The sequence below is a fragment of the Streptomyces clavifer genome (assembly GCF_036345975.1).
Classification (GTDB): Bacteria; Actinomycetota; Actinomycetes; order Streptomycetales; family Streptomycetaceae; genus Streptomyces; species Streptomyces clavifer.
The window spans coordinates 4,696,726-4,716,822 of the sequence record NZ_CP107793.1 but is presented as its reverse complement, the minus strand read 5'-3'; the positions used below and the strand labels follow the sequence as shown (position 1 = coordinate 4,716,822).

The 20,097-nt window shown below is 71.9% G+C and carries 19 protein-coding genes and 1 pseudogene; 13 read left to right on the top strand and 7 right to left on the bottom strand.

Features of this window, described 5'->3' with window-relative positions:
• Positions 1–5: 5 nt before the first annotated feature.
• Entirely contained in the window at positions 6–869 is an 864-nt protein-coding gene (locus OG927_RS20745) for a biotin--[acetyl-CoA-carboxylase] ligase (RefSeq protein ID WP_056793656.1), read from the bottom strand.
• A 172-nt stretch (positions 870–1,041) separates the two neighbouring features.
• On the opposite strand from OG927_RS20745, the gene OG927_RS20740 reads away from it, so the two are divergent.
• From OG927_RS20740 to OG927_RS20725, 4 genes are all read left to right on the top strand, one after another.
• Positions 1,042–2,622 (top strand): acyl-CoA carboxylase subunit beta, encoded by a 1,581-nt coding sequence (locus tag OG927_RS20740; RefSeq protein ID WP_330320603.1) that lies wholly within the window; start codon positions 1,042–1,044, stop codon positions 2,620–2,622.
• 15 nt (positions 2,623–2,637) lie between these two features.
• On the top strand, positions 2,638–2,844 hold the full coding sequence (locus tag OG927_RS20735; protein WP_056793653.1) for an acyl-CoA carboxylase epsilon subunit: 207 nt from the start codon (positions 2,638–2,640) through the stop codon (positions 2,842–2,844).
• Between the two features lie 83 nt (positions 2,845–2,927).
• A complete protein-coding gene (gene mmpB / locus OG927_RS20730) occupies positions 2,928–3,056 on the top strand; it encodes a morphogenic membrane protein MmpB (RefSeq protein ID WP_099174806.1) in 129 nt (42 codons plus the stop codon).
• 223 nt (positions 3,057–3,279) lie between these two features.
• The gene (locus OG927_RS20725) at positions 3,280–3,891 is read left to right on the top strand and encodes a Maf family protein (protein ID WP_056793650.1); all 612 of its coding nucleotides are present in this window, start codon (positions 3,280–3,282) and stop codon (positions 3,889–3,891) included.
• Between the two features lie 13 nt (positions 3,892–3,904).
• Here the strand turns inward: OG927_RS20725 and OG927_RS20720 are convergent, their stop codons facing one another.
• On the bottom strand, positions 3,905–4,369 hold the full coding sequence (locus OG927_RS20720; RefSeq protein ID WP_056794701.1) for a hypothetical protein: 465 nt from the start codon (positions 4,367–4,369) through the stop codon (positions 3,905–3,907).
• A 456-nt stretch (positions 4,370–4,825) separates the two neighbouring features.
• Between OG927_RS20720 and OG927_RS20715 the strand changes: the two are divergent.
• Positions 4,826–6,579: pseudogene (locus OG927_RS20715) on the top strand (acetyl/propionyl/methylcrotonyl-CoA carboxylase subunit alpha).
• 109 nt (positions 6,580–6,688) lie between these two features.
• Positions 6,689–7,390, top strand: a complete 702-nt coding sequence (locus tag OG927_RS20710) for a TetR/AcrR family transcriptional regulator (protein WP_209469846.1) — start codon at positions 6,689–6,691, stop codon at positions 7,388–7,390.
• 1 nt (position 7,391) lies between these two features.
• Here OG927_RS20710 and OG927_RS20705 read toward each other — a convergent pair whose 3' ends face one another.
• The gene (locus OG927_RS20705; RefSeq protein ID WP_124281320.1) at positions 7,392–8,366 is read right to left on the bottom strand and encodes a DeoR/GlpR family DNA-binding transcription regulator; all 975 of its coding nucleotides are present in this window, start codon (positions 8,364–8,366) and stop codon (positions 7,392–7,394) included.
• Positions 8,367–8,573: 207 nt separating this feature from the next.
• A complete protein-coding gene (locus OG927_RS20700; RefSeq protein ID WP_056796071.1) occupies positions 8,574–10,013 on the bottom strand; it encodes an NAD(P)H-quinone dehydrogenase in 1,440 nt (479 codons plus the stop codon).
• A 252-nt stretch (positions 10,014–10,265) separates the two neighbouring features.
• Here OG927_RS20700 and OG927_RS20695 point away from each other — a divergent pair, with 252 nt between their 5' ends.
• The 3 genes from OG927_RS20695 to OG927_RS20685 all read left to right on the top strand — a co-directional run bounded on the left by OG927_RS20695 (position 10,266) and on the right by OG927_RS20685 (position 13,367).
• On the top strand, positions 10,266–10,703 hold the full coding sequence (locus OG927_RS20695) for a gamma-glutamylcyclotransferase (protein ID WP_028439081.1): 438 nt from the start codon (positions 10,266–10,268) through the stop codon (positions 10,701–10,703).
• A 103-nt stretch (positions 10,704–10,806) separates the two neighbouring features.
• Positions 10,807–11,631: a purine-nucleoside phosphorylase gene (locus OG927_RS20690; protein WP_056796074.1), complete on the top strand. Its 825-nt coding sequence runs from the start codon at positions 10,807–10,809 to the stop codon at positions 11,629–11,631.
• Between the two features lie 95 nt (positions 11,632–11,726).
• Positions 11,727–13,367, top strand: a complete 1,641-nt coding sequence (locus OG927_RS20685; protein WP_330320602.1) for a phospho-sugar mutase — start codon at positions 11,727–11,729, stop codon at positions 13,365–13,367.
• Between the two features lie 84 nt (positions 13,368–13,451).
• On the opposite strand, the gene OG927_RS20680 is transcribed toward OG927_RS20685, so the two are convergent.
• Complete coding sequence (locus OG927_RS20680) at positions 13,452–14,108, bottom strand: PH domain-containing protein (protein ID WP_056796080.1); 657 nt, start codon at positions 14,106–14,108, stop codon at positions 13,452–13,454.
• Between the two features lie 136 nt (positions 14,109–14,244).
• Between OG927_RS20680 and deoC the strand changes: the two genes are divergently transcribed.
• From deoC to OG927_RS20665, 3 genes are read left to right on the top strand one after another with little or no spacing between them, the layout of a single operon-like run.
• On the top strand, positions 14,245–15,231 hold the full coding sequence (deoC, locus tag OG927_RS20675; protein WP_056796084.1) for a deoxyribose-phosphate aldolase: 987 nt from the start codon (positions 14,245–14,247) through the stop codon (positions 15,229–15,231).
• 5 nt (positions 15,232–15,236) lie between these two features.
• A complete protein-coding gene (locus OG927_RS20670) occupies positions 15,237–16,673 on the top strand; it encodes an aldehyde dehydrogenase family protein (protein ID WP_056796087.1) in 1,437 nt (478 codons plus the stop codon).
• Positions 16,666–17,625, top strand: a complete 960-nt coding sequence (locus OG927_RS20665) for an aldehyde dehydrogenase family protein (protein WP_209469847.1) — start codon at positions 16,666–16,668, stop codon at positions 17,623–17,625. The genes OG927_RS20670 and OG927_RS20665 overlap by 8 nt, the downstream gene beginning before the upstream one ends.
• 66 nt (positions 17,626–17,691) lie before the next feature.
• Here the strand turns inward: OG927_RS20665 and OG927_RS20660 are convergent, their stop codons facing one another.
• The gene (locus OG927_RS20660; RefSeq protein ID WP_056796093.1) at positions 17,692–18,108 is read right to left on the bottom strand and encodes a hypothetical protein; all 417 of its coding nucleotides are present in this window, start codon (positions 18,106–18,108) and stop codon (positions 17,692–17,694) included.
• Between the two features lie 62 nt (positions 18,109–18,170).
• Between OG927_RS20660 and OG927_RS20655 the strand changes: the two genes are divergently transcribed.
• Positions 18,171–18,884: a uridine kinase family protein gene (locus tag OG927_RS20655; protein ID WP_330320601.1), complete on the top strand. Its 714-nt coding sequence runs from the start codon at positions 18,171–18,173 to the stop codon at positions 18,882–18,884.
• Positions 18,885–19,252: 368 nt separating this feature from the next.
• Here OG927_RS20655 and OG927_RS20650 read toward each other — a convergent pair whose 3' ends face one another.
• Positions 19,253–20,059 carry a SigE family RNA polymerase sigma factor gene (locus OG927_RS20650; protein WP_330320600.1) on the bottom strand — a complete coding sequence of 269 codons (807 nt, stop codon included), beginning with the start codon at positions 20,057–20,059 and terminating at the stop codon, positions 19,253–19,255.
• Positions 20,060–20,097 lie beyond the last annotated feature (38 nt).

Here is a 20,097-nt window from a genome sequence, read left to right as displayed (position 1 = left end):
CCCGATCAGGTCAGGCCGCCCCCGACCCCGCGCAGGTGCACGATGTCACCGGCCGAGACGGGCTCCTGGAGCCCGCCTGCGGCGGCCAGCACCAGCCGCCCGTCGCCGTCGATCGCGACGGCCTCACCGACGACGGTCCGGTCGCCCGGCAGTTCGGCCCGCACCGTGCGGTCGAGCGTGGCGCAGCCCGCCGCGTAGGCCGCCTGGAGGCCGCTCACGGCCGCGTCGCCGCCGGCCTCGCGCCACCGGCCGTACCACTGCTCCAGGGAGCGCAGGACGGCCCGCAGCAGTGTCTCCCGGTCGGTGGAGACGGCGCCCGCGAGACCCAGCGAGCCGGCCTGGGGGGCGGGCAGCTCGGCCGCGCGCAACGAGACGTTGATCCCCATGCCGATGACGACGCCGTCCCCGGCGCGCTCGGCGAGGATGCCGCCGGTCTTGCGCTCCGTGCCGTCGATGGTCACCAGGAGGTCGTTGGGCCATTTCAGTGCCATGTCGACGCCCGCCGACTGCGTGAGGCCCGTGGCGGCGGCGACACCGGCCAGCAGGGGCAGCCAGCCCCAGCGCTCGGCGGGTACGTCACCGGGGGCGAGGTAGACCGAGAGGAAGAGGCCCGAGCGGGGCGGTGCCGTCCAGCTCCGGTCCAGCCGCCCCCGGCCCGCGGTCTGCTCCTCGGCGACCAGCACCGTGCCCTCCGCCAGCCCCGACGCCCGTGCCGCGAGGTCGGAGTTGGTGGAACCGGTCGACTCGACGACGTCGAGCGAGCTCCACAGCCCGCCCGGCTTCAGCAGCCCGCGGCGCAGCGCGCCGACGTTCAGGGGCGGCCTGTCGAGGTCCGACCAGCGGTTGTGGGGCGCATCCGGAGGTGTCATACAACCCACATTAGGTGTGGCCAACGACGCACTGCCGAACCGTATCCCCGCCGCTACGCTACGGATCAGTAGCAACACCGCCGACGAGCCGCCGGCAGTCGAGCACGCATGGGTCCAGCCTCTGCTGGATGTGACCAGCCGTCCCCGTGACCAGGCAGGGAGCCGCCACCCGATGTCCGATCCGCAGAGCGACATCCACACGACCGCGGGAAAGATCGCGGACCTGCAGCGCCGTATCGACGAGGCCACGCACGCAGGTTCCGCACGCGCCGTCGAAAAGCAGCACGCCAAGGGCAAGTTGACCGCCCGTGAGCGCGTCGAGCTCCTGCTCGACGAGGGCTCCTTCGTGGAGCTCGACGAGTTCGCACGGCACCGGTCGACCAACTTCGGCATCGAGAAGAACCGGCCGTACGGGGACGGTGTCGTCACCGGTTACGGCACGGTCGACGGCCGTCCCGTCTGCGTCTACTCGCAGGACTTCACGATCTTCGGCGGCTCGCTGGGCGAGGTGTACGGCGAGAAGATCGTCAAGGTCATGGACTTCGCGATGAAGACCGGCTGCCCGGTCATCGGCATCAACGACGGCGGCGGCGCCCGTATCCAGGAGGGCGTGGTCGCCCTCGGTCTGTTCGCGGAGATCTTCCGCCGCAACGTCCACGCGTCGGGTGTCGTCCCGCAGATCTCGCTGATCGTCGGGCCGTGCGCGGGCGGCGCGGTCTACTCCCCCGCTATCACCGACTTCACGGTCATGGTCGACCAGACCTCGCACATGTTCATCACCGGACCCGACGTCATCAAGACGGTCACCGGCGAGGACGTCGGCTTCGAGGAGCTGGGCGGCGCCCGCACCCACAACACCACCTCCGGTGTGGCGCACCACATGGCGGGCGACGAGAAGGACGCCATCGAGTACGTCAAGTCCCTGCTGTCCTACCTCCCGTCGAACAACCTCTCCGAGGCGCCCGCCTTCCCCGAGGAGGCCGACCTGGAGACCACGGACGAGGACCGCGAGCTCGACACGCTCATCCCGGACTCCGCGAACCAGCCGTACGACATGCACACCGCGATCGAGCACGTCCTCGACGACGGCGAGTTCCTGGAGACCCAGGCGCTGTTCGCGCCGAACATCATCACCGGCTTCGGCCGCGTGGAGGGCTACCCGGTCGGGATCGTCGCCAACCAGCCGATGCAGTTCGCCGGCTGTCTGGACATCAACGCCAGCGAGAAGGCCGCACGCTTCGTGCGCACGTGCGACGCGTTCAACGTGCCGGTCCTGACCTTCGTGGACGTCCCCGGCTTCCTGCCGGGTGTCGACCAGGAGTACGGCGGCATCATCCGGCGCGGCGCCAAGCTGATCTACGCCTACGCGGAGGCCACCGTCCCGCTGATCACGGTCATCACCCGCAAGGCCTTCGGCGGCGCGTACGACGTCATGGGCTCCAAGCACCTGGGCGCCGACCTGAACCTGGCCTGGCCGACCGCGCAGATCGCGGTGATGGGCGCGCAGGGCGCGGTGAACATCCTGCACCGCCGCACCATCGCCGCCGCCGACGACCCGGAGACCACCCGCGCCGAGCTGATGACGGACTACGAGGACGCCCTGCTCAACCCGTACGTCGCGGCCGAGCGGGGCTACGTCGACGCGGTGATCATGCCCTCCGACACCCGCGCGCACCTCGTGAAGGGGCTGCGCCAGCTGCGTACGAAGCGCGAGTCGCTTCCGCCGAAGAAGCACGGCAACATCCCCCTCTAACCACCGGGAGCCACCATGATCAAGGTCGTACGGGGCAATCCGACCCCGGAGGAGCTGGCCGCCGCCCTGGCGGTGGTCCGGGCACGTGCGGCTGCCGCCGCAGCCCTGCCGTCCGGTGCTCCGCTGCCGCCCGAACAGTGGTCCGACCCCGGCCGCATCGCCCGCGTCGGGACGCAGCGGCCGGGCCCCCGGTCCTGGGCGCGGACGTACTGGCCGGCGTGACGGGAAGGGCTGAGTGGCACGGCTGCGGCGCCTGAGTACGCGTACTCAGGCGCCGCAGCCGTGCCCGGAGCACCATCGGATCCATGCTGTGGTCCGATCCCGAGAACAAACCGCCGAAGGAACTGCGCGACGCCCAGGACATGATGCGCCGCGCCGGGCTGCTGCTCGCGCTGGCCATGGTCGTCGCGATGTTCGTCCTGGGCACCCGCTGAGCCCCGGGCGGCTCCCCGGAACCGGCCTGCGCGGGCCCCGGCGCTTCACTGCGCCCCCGGCGGCCACCGCGCCCTCGTCACCCGCTGCGCCGCCGTCACCCGCTGCGTCTCGACACGCACCACGTCCACGGCGCCTGCCCCGTCCCTGGGCGGGCCGCCGCCGTCCTGCCCCGCCCGCACGCGAAAGCGCCGGGGGCACGAGGTGTTCCGAGCCCCTTCTACGATGACCCGTATGACTGATCAGCGCCGCCTCGTGCTCGCCTCCGCGTCCCCCGCCCGTCTCGGCCTGCTGCGCCAGGCGGGATTCGCCCCCGAGGTGATCGTCAGCGGCGTGGACGAGGACGCGCTCACCGCCCCGACGCCCGCCGAGCTCGCGCTCGTCCTGGCCGAGGCCAAGGCCGCCGTCGTGGCGGACCGCCCGGAGGCCGGTGGCGCCCTGGTCATCGGCTGCGACTCGGTGCTCGAGCTGGACGGCGAGGCGCTCGGCAAGCCCGCCGACAGCGAGGAGGCCACCGCACGCTGGAAGTCCATGCGCGGTCGTGCGGGCGTCCTGCGGACGGGCCACTGCGTGATCGACACGGCTACCGGCCGCACAGCCTCGGCGACCGCGTCCACCACCGTGCGGTTCGGCGAGCCGACCGACGCCGAGGTGGCGGCCTACGTCGCGTCGGGCGAGCCGCTCCACGTGGCCGGGGCCTTCACCCTGGACGGCCGCTCGGCGCCCTTCGTCGACTCGATCGAGGGTGATCACGGCAATGTCATCGGGCTCTCGCTGCCGCTGCTGCGCCGACTGCTCGGCGATCTGGACATCTCCGTCACCGAGTTGTGGGTCTGAGCGGACGGCCGCGTCACGCGGGTGCCGGCGCCCCCGCTCCGGCACCGCTGTCGTGCCCGCCCGCGCCGGACACCCTCTCCCCGGGCTCGCTCCGCCCGTACACCACCAGGGTCAGCACGATCAGCGCGAGGACGGCCATCATGACGGCGAACGCCGACCAGCCGACCAGCCCCACCGCCAGCGCGCCCAGGACCCCGTGCACGACCGCGCACCCGATGAGGGCGATGCGGCCGAACCGGCCGGGCGACCGGTCGCGTATACCGGCCAGGAGGGGTATCAGACCGCACAGCAGCAGGAGGACGCCGGAGCCGATGCCCATCGCCCAGGTGCTGGTGGACATGACACCCGGATCCATACCGGCCAGGGACATGTTCTGGTTGTCGACGACCGTCGCGAGGACGGCGTGGACGAGCACGATGCCCACGGCCTCCCCGAACAGCACGATCGCGGTCACCACCGCCACTGATCTGCGCACCACGGCGCCCACCCCCTGTTACCTGTAGTACGTCCGGTACAGCGCGGACCCTACGTGGGGGTCCCCCCTGCTCATCAAGAGCTTGGGGGAGGGCAATGCTTCGTACAAGAGGTTGCGCTCCCTCCGTGTGCCCCCTCGCGCCCGCTCCGCTCCCCTCGCACACCCGGATCGCGTCAGGCTCGCGTCCGGCTCGTGTCTGAAGCAAAGATTCCGTCGGCCGTTCGTGGGAAGTCCACAAAGAAACGCCGCGCGGCGTTGACCGTACGAACAGAGACTTGGACCACACCTCGTGGCTACTGTGCGGTTAAGGATCGCGGCGTACCGTGGTGCGACAAGGGATTTCGCGACTCGAGCAAGCCTCGAATCACACTCCGTGTGGGCAAGTTCACCATTGGGGACGGGTCGTACGTCCGTGTTGGTAGTCCCTAAACTCAGCTTGTTCTCAAGGAGGGAGTCATCGTGCGCAAGGTGCTCATCGCCAACCGTGGCGAAATCGCTGTCCGCGTTGCTCGGGCTTGCCAGGATGCCGGAATCGCGAGCGTAGCCGTCTACGCCGATCCGGACCGGGACGCTCTGCATGTCCGTGCGGCCGACGAGGCGTTCGCTCTGGGCGGTGACACCCCGGCCGCCAGCTACCTGGACATGGCCAAGGTGCTCCAGGCTGCCAAGGACTCCGGGGCGGACGCGATCCACCCCGGCTACGGCTTCCTCTCGGAGAACGCCGAATTCGCCCAGGCCGTCCTGGACGCCGGCCTGACCTGGATCGGCCCCCCGCCCCAGGCCATCCGCGACCTCGGCGACAAGGTCGCCGCCCGCCACATCGCCCAGCGCGCCGGCGCCCCCTGGTCGCCGGCACCCCCGACCCCGTGTCCGGCTCCGCGGAAGTCGTCGCGTTCGCCGAGAACAACGGCCTGCCCGTCGCGATCAAAGCCGCCTTCGGCGGCGGCGGACGCGGCCTCAAAGTGGCCCGCACCCTCGAAGAGATCCCCGAACTCTACGACTCCGCCGTCCGCGAAGCCGTCGCCGCCTTCGGCCGCGGCGAATGCTTCGTCGAGCGCTACCTCGACAAACCACGCCACGTCGAAACCCAGTGCCTCGCCGACCAGCACGGCAACGTCGTCGTCGTCTCCACCCGCGACTGCTCCCTGCAGCGCCGCCACCAGAAACTCGTCGAAGAGGCCCCCGCCCCCTTCCTCACCCCCGCACAGAACGCCGAACTCTACGCCGCGTCGAAAGCGATCCTGAAGGAAGCCGGCTACGTCGGCGCGGGCACCGTCGAATTCCTCGTCGGCGCCGACGGCACGATCTCCTTCCTCGAGGTCAACACCCGCCTCCAGGTCGAACACCCCGTCACCGAAGAAGTCACCGGCATCGACCTCGTACGCGAGATGTTCCGCATCGCCGACGGCGAGGAACTCGGCTACACCGACCCCCCCGTACGCGGACACTCCTTCGAATTCCGGATCAACGGCGAAGACCCCGGCCGCGGCTTCCTGCCCGCCCCCGGCACCGTCACCACCTTCACCCCACCCACCGGCCCCGGCGTCCGCCTCGACGCAGGCGTCGAGTCCGGCAGCGTCATCGGCCCGGCCTGGGACTCCCTCCTCGCCAAACTCGTCGTCACCGGCGCCACCCGCGAACAGGCCCTCCAGCGCGCGGCACGCGCCCTCGGCGAATTCACCGTCCAGGGCATGGCCACCGCCATCCCCTTCCACCGCGCCGTCGTCACCGACCCCGCCTTCACCGCCGACCCGTTCCGCATCCACACCCGCTGGATCGAAACGGAATTCGTCAACACCATCAAACCGTTCACCGTCCCCACCGACACCGACACCGACGAGGACACCGGCCGCGAGACCGTCGTCGTCGAGGTCGGCGGGAAACGCCTGGAAGTCTCCCTGCCCTCCTCCCTCGGCATGACCCTGGCCCGGACCGGCCTCGCCGCCGGCGCCAAACCCAAACGCCGCGCAGCCAAGAAAGCCGGCTCCGCCGCCTCCGGCGACACCCTCGCCTCCCCGATGCAGGGCACCATCGTCAAAATCGCCGTCGAAGAAGGCCAAGAGGTCAAGGAAGGCGACCTCGTCGTCGTCCTCGAAGCCATGAAGATGGAACAACCCCTCAACGCCCACCGTTCAGGCACCGTCAAGGGCCTGTCCGCGGAAGTCGGCACGTCCGTCACCTCCGGTGCCGTGATCTGCGAGATCAAGGACTGACGCCCACCGCTCACCGAGGGCCCCGTCCCTGTCCGCGCACCTCCGCGCCGACAGGGCCGGGGCCCTCGGTGGCATCCTGGACCCGAGCGGACACCAGGAGGGCAGCGCGATGGCGATGAGCACGGTACGGACGGCGGCCCGGCCGATGCGCGCCGACGCGCGCCGCAACTACGACCGCCTGCTGAGTGAGGCCCGCGCCTCGTTCGCGGAGCACGGCACGGACGCCTCGCTGGAGGACATCGCCCGGCACGCGGGCGTGGGCATCGGCACGCTGTACCGGCACTTCCCGAACCGGCACGCCCTGATGAACGCGGTGTTCCAGGAGGCCCTGACCTCGCTGCTCACCCGCTCCCGCGAACTCGCGGAGGCGGAGCAGCCCTGTACGGCGCTGGTGGAGTGGCTGGGTGCGATCGTCACTCATGCGGGTGAGTACCGGGGCCTGGCCCAGGCGCTCATGTCGGCCTCGGGGGACGAGACCTCGGCGCTGACGCAGTGCCATGTACCGCTGCGTCAGGCGGGGGCACGGCTGCTTTCACGGGCGCAGTCGAGCGGTTCGGTGCGGGCCGACGTCTCGATCGACGACCTCCTGCAACTCACGAACGCGATCGCCCTGGCCGCGGAACAGTCCTCGTCGGACCCGGGGCTCGCCGGCCGCCTCCTGCTGCTGACGCTGCAGGGCCTGAAGGCGGGGCCGGCCTCCTCGGACCAGCCCGCCGCCTCCTCGAGCTCGGGCGATCGGGGAGCAGGGTACGGGGGGTACGGGGCGGAGCCCTTGGGGCCACCCCACCGCACCGAGCCACCCGCGCCCTGACCTAGCGGCGTCGCAGATCCGCGACCCGCCCCCGCTCCACCGGGCCCTCCGACAGCGACGCCGCACTCCGCAGCTGCGGGCCCAGGCCTCCCGGCCCGCCGTGTCCCCCCGGCTGGGTGCGCCGTTGCCCGGGCAGCGGCATCTCACGGCGGGGCCGGTGCCCCGGACCGCTCTCGCCACCCGCGGGCTCCGCGCTCTGCCCGGCCACCGTGATCTCGACGCCCTGGTCGGCCAGAGCCTGCAGCTCCGTGGCCGCGCGCTCGTCGTGGGCCGGTGGTTCGTCCGTCACCAGGCGGGTGATCAGCTCCGTCGGCACCGTCTGGAACATGGTGTCGGAGCCGAGCTTGGTGTGGTCGGCCAGGACCACCACCTCCGCCGCGGCCTGCACCAGCGCCCGGTCGACGCTCGCGGAGAGCATGTTGGACGTGGACAGTCCGCGCTCCGCGGTCAGCCCGCTCCCGGAGAGGAACGCCCGCGACACCCGCAGCCCCTGGAGGGACTGTTCGGCCCCGCTGCCCACGAGCGCGTAGTTGCTCCCGCGCAGGGTGCCTCCGGTCATCACCACCTCCACCCGGTTGGCGTGGGCCAATGCCTGGGCGACCAGCAGCGAGTTGGTGACGACGGTCAGGCCCGGCACACGCGCGAGCCGGCGGGCCAGCTCCTGCGTGGTCGTTCCGGCGCCGACCACGATGGCCTCGCCCTCGCCGACGAGACCGGCGGCCAGGTCGGCGATGGCCGTCTTCTCCGCGGTGGAGAGATGGGATTTCTGCGGAAAGCCGGACTCCCGCGTAAGACCGCCCGGCAAGACCGCACCGCCGTGCCGGCGGTCGAGGAGTCCTTCTGCCTCCAGCGCACGCACGTCCCGCCGTACGGTCACTTCGGAGGTCTGGACGACGCGGGCGAGCTCACGGAGCGATACCGCCCCGTTGGCACGCACCATTTCGAGGATCAACTGACGACGTTCTGCAGCGAACACGAAACTGACAGTAACCTGGCCGTAGGTTCCTTTTCAGCAGTTTGCGCCGAATAACAGAAGTTGTACGTGGACGGGGTCCCCCAGTGGTATAGGGGACCCCGTCGTTGTTCACCTGCTGTTCACGGGCGCACGGGCGCCCGGACGCATCGCCCGGGCCGCCCCCCGCTGCCGGGAGTCACCGAGGCTCCGACGACCCGTCGGCCTCGGTCACGCCTCGTCCCCGAGCTTGCGGGTGTGCAGCTGCCGTGCGACTTCGGCGATCGACCCGGACAGCGACGGGTAGACGGTGAACGCGTTCGCGATCTGCTCCACCGTGAGGTTGTTGTCGACGGCGATCGAGATCGGGTGGATCAGCTCGCTCGCCCGCGGGGCGACGACACAGCCGCCGACGACGATGCCGGTGCCGGGCCGGCAGAAGATCTTGACGAAGCCGTCCCGGATGCCCAGCATCTTGGCGCGCGGATTGCGCAGCAGCGGCAGCTTCACGACACGGGCGTCGATCTTGCCGGCGTCGACGTCGGCCTGGCTGTAGCCGACCGTGGCGATCTCGGGGTCCGTGAACACGTTCGAGGAGACGGTCTTCAGGTCCAGCGGGGCCACCGCGTCACCGAGGAAGTGGTACATCGCGATCCGGCCCTGCATGGCGGCGACCGAGGCCAGGGCGAAGATCCCGGTGACGTCACCGGCCGCGTACACGCCGGGGGCGCTGGTGCGGGAGACCCGGTCGGTGCGGATGTGACCGGAGTCCTTGAGCTGGACCCCGGACTCCTCCAGGCCCATGCCCGCGGTGTTCGGGATCGCGCCGACCGCCATCAGGCAGTGCGTGCCGGAGATGACGCGGCCGTCCGCCAGGGTGACCTCGACGCGGTCGCCGACGCGCTTGGCGGACTGGGCGCGGGAGCGGGCCATGACGTTCATGCCACGGCGCCGGAAGACGTCCTCGAGGACCGCGGCGGCGTCCGGGTCCTCGCCGGGCAGCACGCGGTCGCGGGAGGAGACGAGGGTGACGCGGGAGCCGAGTGCCTGGTAGGCACCGGCGAATTCGGCGCCGGTCACACCGGAGCCGACCACGATGAGCTCCTCGGGGAGCTCGTTCAGGTCGTAGACCTGGGTCCAGTTCAGGATGCGCTCGCCGTCGGGCTGGGCGTCCGGGATCTCCCGGGGGCGTCCGCCGGTGGCGATCAGCACCGCGTCGGCGGTGAGCCGCTCCTCGGTGCCGTCGGCTGCGGTCACCACGACCTGGCGTGAGCCGTCGGCGGCCTGGAGGCCTTCGAGGCGCCCGCGCCCGCGCATGACCCGGGCACCGGCACGGGTCACGGAGGCGGTGATGTCGTGGGACTGGGCGAGCGCCAGGCGCTTGACCCGCCGGTTGACCTTGCCGAGGTCCACGCCGACCACCCGGGCCGCCTGCTCCAGGTGTGGCGTGTCGTCGGCGACGATGATGCCGAGCTCCTCGTACGAGGAGTCGAAGGTGGTCATCACCTCGGCCGTGGCGATCAGGGTCTTCGAGGGCACGCAGTCGGTGAGTACCGACGCGCCGCCGAGGCCGTCGCAGTCCACGACGGTCACCTCGGCGCCGAGCTGGGCACCGACCAGTGCCGCCTCGTAGCCGCCGGGGCCGCCGCCGATGATCACGATCCGGGTCACGAAATGTCCGCCTCGCGTGGTGTCATCCCCCGGCCGTCTGCCGCCCCGGCCGGGGGTCCGGGGGATCGCCCCGGGGAATGCAGTACGTAATTCATTGTCCCGCACGCGCCAAGCTGCTTCGCCCCGGGGCCCTCCATACGGGAACGCGCCCGCCCGGGCGGACACACCGCACCTCCGCACGGGGCCCCGACCGGGGGCTTCCTCACCGGAAGGATCGGCACTCCCGCCCTCCCCTCCCGTACCCTCGACCCCATGTCGCTCTACGCCGCGTACGCCGGCAACCTCGACGCGCGGCTGATGACGCGCCGCGCTCCGCATTCCCCGCTGCGCGGCACGGGCTGGCTCAACGGCTGGCGGCTGACGTTCGGCGGGGAGCAGATGGGCTGGGAGGGCGCGCTGGCCACCGTGGTGGAGGCGCCGCGTTCCCAGGTCTTCGTGGCGCTGTACGACCTGGCGCCGATGGACGAGGACTCGATGGACCGCTGGGAGGGCGTCGGCCTCGACATCTACCGGCGGATGCGTGTGCGCGTGCACACCCTCGACGGCGAGGAACCGGCCTGGATGTACGTGCTGAACGGCTACGAGGGCGGGCTGCCCTCGGCCCGCTACCTGGGCGAGGTGGCGGACGCCGCCGAGTCCGCGGGAGCGCCCCACGACTACGTGATGGGGCTCCGCAAGCGCCCCTGCTGAGCACCCCTCCCGGTCGCTTCTGTACGAAAGTACGAATACGACGGGCCAGACTCTGCGCCTGCACATCTACGCGCGTAGGGAATCACCGGTTACCCTCGTCCGCGTGAACGCATCTGTTATTCCGGACCACATCCAGGGCGACCCGCAGGCCGCCGCTGCCGACGCCGCCGCCCGCCTGCGCGAGCTGACCGGCGCCGAGACCCATGACGTCGCCCTCGTGATGGGCTCCGGGTGGGCCCCCGCGGGCGAGGCGCTCGGCGCCCCGGAGGCCGAGTTCCCGGTGACCGCGCTGCCCGGGTTCCCGGCTCCCGCCGTGGAGGGGCACGGCGGCACGGTCCGCTCGTACCTGATCGGCGAGAAGCGCGCCCTGGTCTTCCTCGGGCGCACGCACTACTACGAGGGCCGCGGTGTCGCCGCCGTCGCGCACGGCGTCCGTACGGCCGTCGCCGCGGGCTGCAAGACCATCGTCCTGACGAACGGCTGCGGCGGTCTGCGCGAGGGCATGCGCCCCGGGCAGCCGGTGCTCATCAGCGACCACATCAACCTCACGGCGGCGTCGCCGATCATCGGCGCCAACTTCGTCGACCTGACCGACCTGTACTCGCCCCGGTTGCGCGCGCTGTGCAAGGAGATCGACGACTCGCTCGAAGAGGGCGTGTACGTGCAGTTCCCCGGCCCGCACTACGAGACTCCGGCCGAGATCAACATGGTCCGCGTCATGGGCGGCGACCTCGTCGGCATGTCCACCGTGCTGGAGGCCATCGCGGCGCGCGAGGCGGGGGCCGAGGTCCTCGGCATCTCCCTGGTCACGAACCTGGCCGCCGGTCTGAGCGGCGAGCCCCTCAACCACGAAGAGGTCCTCCGGGCCGGCCGCGACTCCGCCACCCGGATGGGCGCCCTGCTGGCCCGGGTGCTCGACCGCATCTGAGCGCACGGGTGACGGGGTGCGGCCCGCGGCGGCCCGGCACCCCGCGCCCCCGCCCCGCACCCCCACCCACCCGTACCCCCCGAGAGGCGGACACCGTGCAGCAGGACCTCATCGCCCGGGCCAGGACCTGGCTGGCCGAGGACCCGGACCCCGAGACCCGTGAGGAGCTCGCCGGGCTCATCGACGCCGGGGACCTCGTCGCGCTGGAGGACCGCTTCTCGGGCACGCTCCAGTTCGGCACGGCCGGCCTGCGCGGCGAGATCGGCGCCGGCCCCATGCGGATGAACCGCTCCGTCGTCATCCGCGCCGCCGCCGGCCTGGCCGCGTACCTGAAGGCGCAGGGGCGGACCGGCGGGCTCGTCGTCATCGGCTACGACGCCCGCTACAAGTCGGCCGACTTCGCCCGGGACACCGCGGCGGTGATGACCGGGGCGGGGCTGCGCGCCGCCGTCCTCCCCCGCCCGCTGCCGACCCCCGTCCTGGCGTACGCCATACGGCATCTGGGAGCCGTCGCGGGTGTGGAGGTCACGGCCAGCCACAACCCGCCGCGCGACAACGGCTACAAGGTCTACCTCGGTGACGGTTCGCAGATCGTGCCCCCGGCCGACGCGGAGATCGCCGCCGGGATCGCGGCGGTCGGCCCGCTCGACGGCGTGCCGCGTCCGGAATCCGGCTGGGAGATCCTCGGCGACGAGGTCCTGGCCGCCTATCTCGCCCGTACGGACAGCGTCCTCAGCCCCGGGTCGCCCCGTACCGCGCGCACGGTCTACACCGCCATGCACGGCGTCGGCACGTCCGTCCTGACGGCCGCCTTCGCCCGGGCCGGCTTCCCCGAGCCCGTACTCGTGGCCGAGCAGGCCGATCCCGACCCGGCGTTCCCCACCGTCGCCTTCCCCAATCCGGAAGAGCCCGGCGCCATGGATCTCGCCTTCGCGACCGCGCGCCGGGCGGCCCCGGACCTCGTGATCGCCAACGACCCCGACGCCGACCGCTGCGCCGTCGCCGTCCCCGACCCGTCGGCCGCGGCCGGCTGGCGGATGCTGCGCGGCGACGAGGTCGGCGCGCTGCTCGCCGCCCACCTGGTGTCCCGGGGCGTCAAGGGTGTCCTGGCCGAGTCGATCGTGTCGTCGTCCCTGCTCGCCCGGATCGCCGCGAAGGCCGGCCTCGGCTACGAGGAGACGCTGACGGGCTTCAAGTGGATCGCCCGTGTCGAGGGGCTGCGCTACGGCTACGAGGAGGCGCTCGGCTACTGCGTCGACCCCGAGGGCGTACGCGACAAGGACGGCATCACGGCCGCGCTGCTGGTCGCGGAGCTGGCCTCCGTGCTCAAGCAGAAGGGCCGCACCCTCCTCGACCTGCTCGACGACCTCGCCGTCGAACACGGCCTGCACGCCACGGACCAGCTGTCGGTCCGGGTCGAGGACCTCTCGGTCATCGCGGACGCGATGCGCCGCCTGCGCGAGAACCCCCCGGCCGCGCTGGCGGGCCTCACCGTCACCTCGGCGGAGGACCTGTCGCGGGGCACGGAGCTCCTGCCGCCCACCGACGGGCTGCGCTACCACCTCACGGGCGCCCGGGTGATCGTCCGCCCGAGCGGCACCGAGCCGAAGCTCAAGTGCTACCTCGAGGTAGTGGTCCCGGTCGCCTCCGCGGCCGCACTCCCCGAGGCCCGCACGCAGGCGGCGGCCCTGCTCACCGCCATCAAGCACGACCTCTCCGCAGCCGCAGGCATCTGACCGGCCCGTCGGGAGGGAGGGGACGCGCGAGTGCCCGTTTCGACGGCGTTTCGCGGTCCCCGACCTCCCGACGGCCGGAGGGCGTCAGGCGAGCGCCAGGAGGACGGCCAGGAGGACCGCGCCCACGACGGCGGGGGCGATGATCTCGAAGGCCCAGCGCACCGAGACGGTCGTCGTGGACTGCTCCGTGCGGTCACCGGCCTGCTCGGCCAGCGCCCGCAGCTCGACCACCGCCTGGTCCGCGGCCGCGACACCGGCCCCGGAGTCGAGGCCGGTCGTGTGCGCGGGGGTCCGGCCGCGCACGGAGGTCCGGCCGTGCTGGTCGTCGCCGGCCTGCCGGCCGGCCTTCCTGGCCGCCCGCTTCCGGTCGCGCAGCGAGACCGGGATCGCCCACAGCTGATAGGTGACTCCGCCCTGCGTGACGATCTCGCTGGAGTAGGCGGCGCGCACGGCGGCGACCTCGGTCCAGGGCAGCACGATCGTGCGGAAGGGGTTGCGGATCCGGATGCGCTCCTCGTTGGCGAACACCGCGGGGCGCAGTGTGAACGCCAGGATCAGCGGGATCAGGGTCAGCAGCGCGGCCAGCGCCTGCCAGGGCACCCAGCCATGGCCCCGGAACATCGCGTCGCCGCCGAGCCAGAGGCCCAGCAGGATCAGCAGCGTGCCGCTGACCAGCCCGGCGACCGACCGGAAGGTCCGGTCGGCGTAGGCGGGCTCGGCGGGAGGTGTGGGGCTCGTCATGGTCCCGATTCTGCCTGACGGCACCCGGCGGCGGCGGAGCGCCTGCCCGGGAGCGCTTCCCGGGCTGCGGAAGCAGCGGAATCGGGGAGGGGCCTGTACAGGTCGCTACGCGCGTAGATATGCTCATGTGGTGACCATGCCCACCACTGCACCCTCCCCCAAGCGCTCGGCTGCGTTCGAGCAGGGCGGGGCCTCCTTCGCCGACGCGACGGCGTCCGACGGTGCGCTCCGCCGCTTCCTGCACGGGCTGCCCGGCGTCGACGCCGTCGGCCTGGAAGCGCGCGCGGCCTCCCTCGGCACCCGATCGATCAAGACGACCGCCAAGGCGTACGCCATCGATCTCGCCATCTCGATGATCGACCTGACGACGCTGGAAGGCGCCGACACCCCGGGCAAGGTCCGGGCTCTGGCCGCCAAGGCCGTCAACCCCGACCCGACCGACCGCACCAGCCCGCGCACCGCCGCGGTCTGCGTCTACCCCGACATGGCGGCGACCGCCGCTGCCGCACTGGCCGGCTCCGGAGTGAAGGTGGCGTCCGTCGCGACGGCCTTCCCCGCCGGGCGCGCGGCACTGGACGTCAAGCTCGCGGACGTCCGCGACGCCGTGGCGGCCGGGGCCGACGAGATCGACATGGTGATCGACCGCGGCGCCTTCCTGTCCGGCCGCTACCTGAAGGTGTACGAGGAGATCCTCGCCGTGAAGGCCGAGTGCGGCCGGGCCCGGCTGAAGGTCATCTTCGAGACCGGCGAGCTGTCCACGTACGACAACATCCGGCGGGCCTCCTGGCTCGGGATGCTGGCGGGCGCGGACTTCATCAAGACGTCGACCGGCAAGGTCGCGGTCAACGCCACTCCGGCGAACACCCTGCTGATGCTGGAGGCCGTGCGCGACTTCCGGGAGCAGACCGGTGTGCAGATCGGTGTGAAGCCCGCCGGCGGTATCCGCACGTCCAAGGACGCGATCAAGTTCCTCGTTCTGGTGAACGAGACCGCGGGCGAGGACTGGCTGGACAACCACTGGTTCCGCTTCGGCGCGTCCAGCCTGCTGAACGACCTGCTGATGCAGCGCCAGAAGCTCAGCACCGGCCGTTACTCCGGCCCCGATTACGTGACGGTGGACTGATCCCCATGGCATCTGCATTCGACTACGCACCGGCTCCGGAGTCCCGCTCCGTCGTCGACATCGCGCCCTCGTACGGCCTGTTCATCGACGGCGAGTTCACCGAGGCCGCCGACGGCAAGGTGTTCAAGACGGTCAGCCCGTCGTCCGAGGAGGTGCTCTCCGAGGTCGCCCGGGCCGGCGCCGAGGACGTGGACCGGGCGGTGAAGGCGGCCCGCCGGGCGTTCGAGAAGTGGTCGGCGCTGCCCGGCTCCGAGCGCGCCAAGTACCTCTTCCGGATCGCCCGGATCATCCAGGAGCGCTCACGCGAGCTGGCCGTCCTGGAGACCCTCGACAACGGCAAGCCGATCAGGGAGACCCGCGACGCGGACCTCCCGCTGGTCGCCGCGCACTTCTTCTACTACGCGGGCTGGGCCGACAAGCTGGACCACGCCGGGTACGGGGCGAACCCGCGTCCGCTGGGTGTCGCCGGCCAGATCATCCCGTGGAACTTCCCGCTCCTGATGCTCGCGTGGAAGATCGCCCCGGCGCTCGCCACCGGCAACACGGTGGTGCTCAAGCCCGCCGAGACGACCCCGCTGTCCGCGCTCTTCTTCGCGGACATCTGCCGGCAGGCGGGTCTGCCCAGGGGCGTCGTCAACATCCTGACGGGTTACGGGGACGCGGGTTCGGCCCTGGTCGAGCACCCCGACGTCAACAAGGTCGCCTTCACGGGATCGACCGCGGTCGGCAAGGCCATCGCCCGCCAGATCGCCGGCACGGACAAGAAGGCCACGCTCGAACTGGGCGGCAAGGGCGCGAACATCGTCTTCGACGACGCGCCGGTCGACCAGGCCGTCGAGGGCATCGTCACCGGGATCTTCTTCAACCAGGGCCAGGTCTGCTGCGCGGGTTCGCGGCTCCTCGTCCAGGAGTCGGTCCAGGACGAGCTGCTGCACTCCCTCAAGCGCCGCCTGTCCACGCTCCGCCTCGGCGACCCGCTGGACAAGAACACCGACATCGGCGCGATCAACTCCGAGGAGCAGCTGTCCCGGATCACCGCCCTCGTCGAGTCCGGCGAGGCGGAGGGCGCCGAGCGCTGGTCCGCGCCGTGCGAGCTGCCGTCCGCGGGCTACTGGTTCGCTCCGACGCTGTTCACCAACGTCACGCAGGCGCACACCGTCGCACGCGACGAGATCTTCGGCCCCGTGCTCTCGGTGCTCTCCTTCCGCACTCCGGACGAGGCGGTCGCGAAGGCCAACAACACCCAGTACGGCCTCTCGGCGGGCATCTGGACGGAGAAGGGCTCCCGCATCCTCGCGGTGGCCGGCAAGCTCCGGGCCGGCGTCGTCTGGGCCAACACGTTCAACAAGTTCGACCCGACCTCGCCGTTCGGCGGATACAAGGAGTCGGGCTTCGGCCGCGAAGGCGGCCGTCACGGTCTGGAGGCCTACCTCGATGTCTGACGGGCGACTGAGCGTCTTCAAGACCTACAAGCTGTACGTCGGGGGCAAGTTCCCCCGCTCCGAGAGCGGCCGGGTGTACGAGGTGACGGACTCCAAGGGCGCGTGGCTGGGACACGCCCCGCAGTCGTCCCGCAAGGACGCGAGGGACGCGGTCGTGGCCGCGCGCAAGGCCTTCGGCGGCTGGTCGGGCGCGACCGCGTACAACCGCGGTCAGATCCTCTACCGCGTCGCCGAGATGCTGGAGGGCCGGCGGGAGCAGTTCGTGCGCGAGGTGGCGGATGCCGAGGGACTCTCGAAGTCCAAGGCGGCTGCCGTCGTCGACGCGGCGATCGACCGCTGGGTCTGGTACGCGGGCTGGACCGACAAGATCGGCCAGATCGTGGGCGGGGCCAACCCGGTCGCGGGGCCCTTCCTCAACCTCTCCACTCCGGAGCCGACGGGTGTCGTCACGGTCCTGGCCCCGCAGGAGTCGTCCTTCCTCGGCCTGGTCTCCGTGATCGCACCGGTCATCGCGACGGGCAACACGGCGGTCGTCATCGCCTCGGCGGACGCCCCGCTGCCCGCGCTCTCGCTGGGCGAGGTGCTGGCCACGTCGGACCTGCCGGGCGGTGTGGTGAACATCCTGTCGGGCCGGACGGCGGAGCTCGCCGTGCCGCTCGCCTCGCACCAGGACGTCAACGCCATCGACCTCACGGGTGCGGGCGGGGACGCCGAGCTGGCGAAGGAGCTGGAGACCGCGGCGGCGGACAACCTGAAGCGGGTCCTGCGCCCGTCCGCGTCCCGCCGCCCCGCCAAGGGTGAGCAGGGCGAGAAGGGCGCCGACCGTCCACAGCCTGTGGACAAGGCCGACTGGTCGGCCGACCCGGGCACGCACCGCCTGACGGCGTTCCTGGAGACCAAGACGGTCTGGCACCCCACGGGCGCCCTGGGAGCCTCCGGCTCCTCGTACTGACCCCACGCGTGACAGCCCCCGGGGCCGCCCTCCCGACGGAGGGCGGCCCCGCGGCCGTGTACGGCGTCAGCCGGTGATCATGGCCGCCGCCGGGCCCGTCACGGGCAGGTCGCCGAGTGAGGAGCCACTGGTGATCGGGTCGGTGGCGAAGGCCGTGGTGACCGGCTTGAAGTCGGCCACCTGGGTGCCCACGGCGTTGTCCAGCGGGTCCACGCCCGTCCCGGCCATCGGGTCGAGCTGCAGGTCGGTGACGGGGGACACGGCCCCGGCGAGCCCGTAACCGAGCGCACTCGTCAGCGCGGGCGCCGCCGCGTCGCCGACCGCCCCCAGGGTGCTGTCCTCCCCCGTGGCCGGGGTGACGGGCAGCGGCGCGGCCTGGGCCACGGCACCCCCCGCGCCGAGAGCCGCGCCCAGCGCGGTGAGGGTCAGACCGGCGCGCAGCAGCGCGCGACGCCGGGGCTTGGACAGTGCATGACGTGCCATGTTTTCCCACCTGATCGGGCCGATCGAGTAATCATTCGTGCGCGCAGAGTAGTTGAGGTGTGATGCTCGATACCAACAGGGCCTCCCGGGGATCCCCTGCACGGGTCAATGCCTCACACTTCTGTTCTGTGAGTTCCCAACCGATCCCCACTCGAGTCGTGCTGCTTGCCGGTCCCTCCGGCTCCGGCAAGTCGTCCCTCGCCGCGCGCACCGGTCTGCCGGTGCTGCACCTGGACGACTTCTACAAGGAGGGAAACGACCCGACGCTGCCCGTGGTCACCGGTAGTACGGACATCGACTGGGACTCGGCGCAGTCCTGGGACGCGGACGCGGCGGTCGCCGCCATAGCGGAGCTGTGCCGGTCGGGGCGGACGAGCGTGCCCGTGTACGACATCGCCACGAGCTCCCGGGTCGACCGTGAGGCGCTCGACATCGAGCGCACCCCCCTGTTCGTCGCCGAGGGCATCTTCGCGGCGGACATCGTGGCGCGCTGCCAGGAACTGGGCCTGCTCGCGGACGCGCTGTGCCTGCGCGGGCGCCCGTCGACGACCTTCCGGCGTCGGCTGGTGCGGGATCTGCGCGAGGGCCGCAAGTCGGTGCCCTTCCTGCTCCGGCGCGGCTGGCGTCTGATGTGGGCCGAACGCCGCATCGTGGCACGGCAGACGGCGCTGGGCGCGCACCCCTGCGGAAAGCCCGAGGCCCTGGGCCGGCTGGCCGCCGCGGCGGCGGGCCGCTGCCGCCGTACCCCCGCGGCCCCGGCCGCACCCACGGCCTGACGTCGGGCACCCCTCCTCGTGGCCTGCGGCGAACCGGGCGGGCGAGGGGGCCGCGGCGCCCGTACACGGACGCACGCCGCCGCCCTCGCCGACGGCAACCGGCTTCCCGCGGGGCCGGCTTCGCCGGCGCCGTGGTGCGCAGACCCTCCCGCGGCGGCCCCGCCGTCCGGAACCCCGGACACGGCTCACCCCGGTCCGCGCCCGGTCACGTCGGCCGGGCCGGGGAACGCACAGCGGGGCCGGACAGGACCCCCCGGCCCGTCCGACCCCGCCACGTACTGCCCCCGTACCGCCGCCTCCCCCGAAGCGGCGGCCCGTTCCCCCGTACCGCCGCCTCCCCCGACGCGGCGGTCGTTCCCCCGTACGCCTCAGGCCACCAGCTCGCCGAAGGACTCCTCCTCGTCACGGCCGAAGCTGAGGACCTCGTCCTCGCGCAGCCGGCGGAGCGACCGCCAGATGCTCGACTTCACCGTGCCGACGCTTATGCCGAGGATGGACGCGATCTCCGGGTCCGTGCGGCCCTCGTAGTAGCGGAGGACCAGCATCGTGCGCTGGAGTTCGGGCAGTCGCGCGAGCGCCTGCCACAGCACCGCCCGCAGTTCCGTGCCGCGCATCGCGTCCGTGTCGCCCACCGTCTCCGGCAGCTCCTCGGTCGGGTACTCGTTCAGCTTGCGCCTGCGCCAGGCGCTGATGTGCAGGTTGGTCATGGTGCGGCGGAGGTATCCGCCGACCGCCGCCTTGTCACTGATCCGGTCCCAGGCCCGGTACGTCGAGAAGAGGGCGCTCTGCAGCAGGTCCTCGGCCTCGAACCGGTCGCCGGTCAGGTGATAGGCGGTCGCGTACAGGGAGGCGCGGCGCTCCTGGACGTAGGCCGTGAACGCCGTTTCGGCTTCCTCGGTCCGTGTCTTGGACTTCCGCTCCCCCGTGACCTCCCCGTACGCGTTTCCCCCGTTGGCCCCGCTCCCCCCGTTTCCCCCCGTGGGCGCGTCGACCATGGTCAGGTACGACGAGTGCTGACGCCCGGCGCCGCGAGTGCATCCCCGCCCTCCCCCGAGCTCCCTACTCCGCTCGAGCAGGGAGGTACCCCCCTGGGCGCCGGACTTCTCCGTGCTCCGGCCGACGTCGTGGAGACGCGTGGCAACTGCGCTCGAGGTGGTGCTGTGCAGTGCGTTCATCTCGCGCCCCCCATCGGTGGAGTCCGTTCGTTCCCTGT

Bases quoted from the DNA above. Each gene is read 5' to 3' on its own strand.
- OG927_RS20710 (WP_209469846.1), top strand. From the start codon at position 6,689: ATGGCGATGAGCACGGTACGGACGGCGGCCCGGCCGATGCGCGCCGAC.
- OG927_RS20725 (WP_056793650.1), top strand. From the start codon at position 3,280: ATGACCCGTATGACTGATCAGCGCCGCCTCGTGCTCGCCTCCGCGTCC.
- OG927_RS20695 (WP_028439081.1), top strand. From the start codon at position 10,266: ATGTCGCTCTACGCCGCGTACGCCGGCAACCTCGACGCGCGGCTGATG.
- OG927_RS20660 (WP_056796093.1), bottom strand. From the start codon at position 18,108: ATGGCACGTCATGCACTGTCCAAGCCCCGGCGTCGCGCGCTGCTGCGC.
- mmpB (WP_099174806.1), top strand. From the start codon at position 2,928: ATGCTGTGGTCCGATCCCGAGAACAAACCGCCGAAGGAACTGCGCGAC.
- OG927_RS20680 (WP_056796080.1), bottom strand. From the start codon at position 14,108: ATGACGAGCCCCACACCTCCCGCCGAGCCCGCCTACGCCGACCGGACC.
- OG927_RS20745 (WP_056793656.1), bottom strand. From the start codon at position 869: ATGACACCTCCGGATGCGCCCCACAACCGCTGGTCGGACCTCGACAGG.
- OG927_RS20650 (WP_330320600.1), bottom strand. From the start codon at position 20,059: ATGAACGCACTGCACAGCACCACCTCGAGCGCAGTTGCCACGCGTCTC.
- OG927_RS20740 (WP_330320603.1), top strand. From the start codon at position 1,042: ATGTCCGATCCGCAGAGCGACATCCACACGACCGCGGGAAAGATCGCG.
- OG927_RS20735 (WP_056793653.1), top strand. From the start codon at position 2,638: ATGATCAAGGTCGTACGGGGCAATCCGACCCCGGAGGAGCTGGCCGCC.
- OG927_RS20670 (WP_056796087.1), top strand. From the start codon at position 15,237: ATGGCATCTGCATTCGACTACGCACCGGCTCCGGAGTCCCGCTCCGTC.
- OG927_RS20665 (WP_209469847.1), top strand. From the start codon at position 16,666: ATGTCTGACGGGCGACTGAGCGTCTTCAAGACCTACAAGCTGTACGTC.
- deoC (WP_056796084.1), top strand. From the start codon at position 14,245: ATGCCCACCACTGCACCCTCCCCCAAGCGCTCGGCTGCGTTCGAGCAG.
- OG927_RS20655 (WP_330320601.1), top strand. From the start codon at position 18,171: ATGCTCGATACCAACAGGGCCTCCCGGGGATCCCCTGCACGGGTCAAT.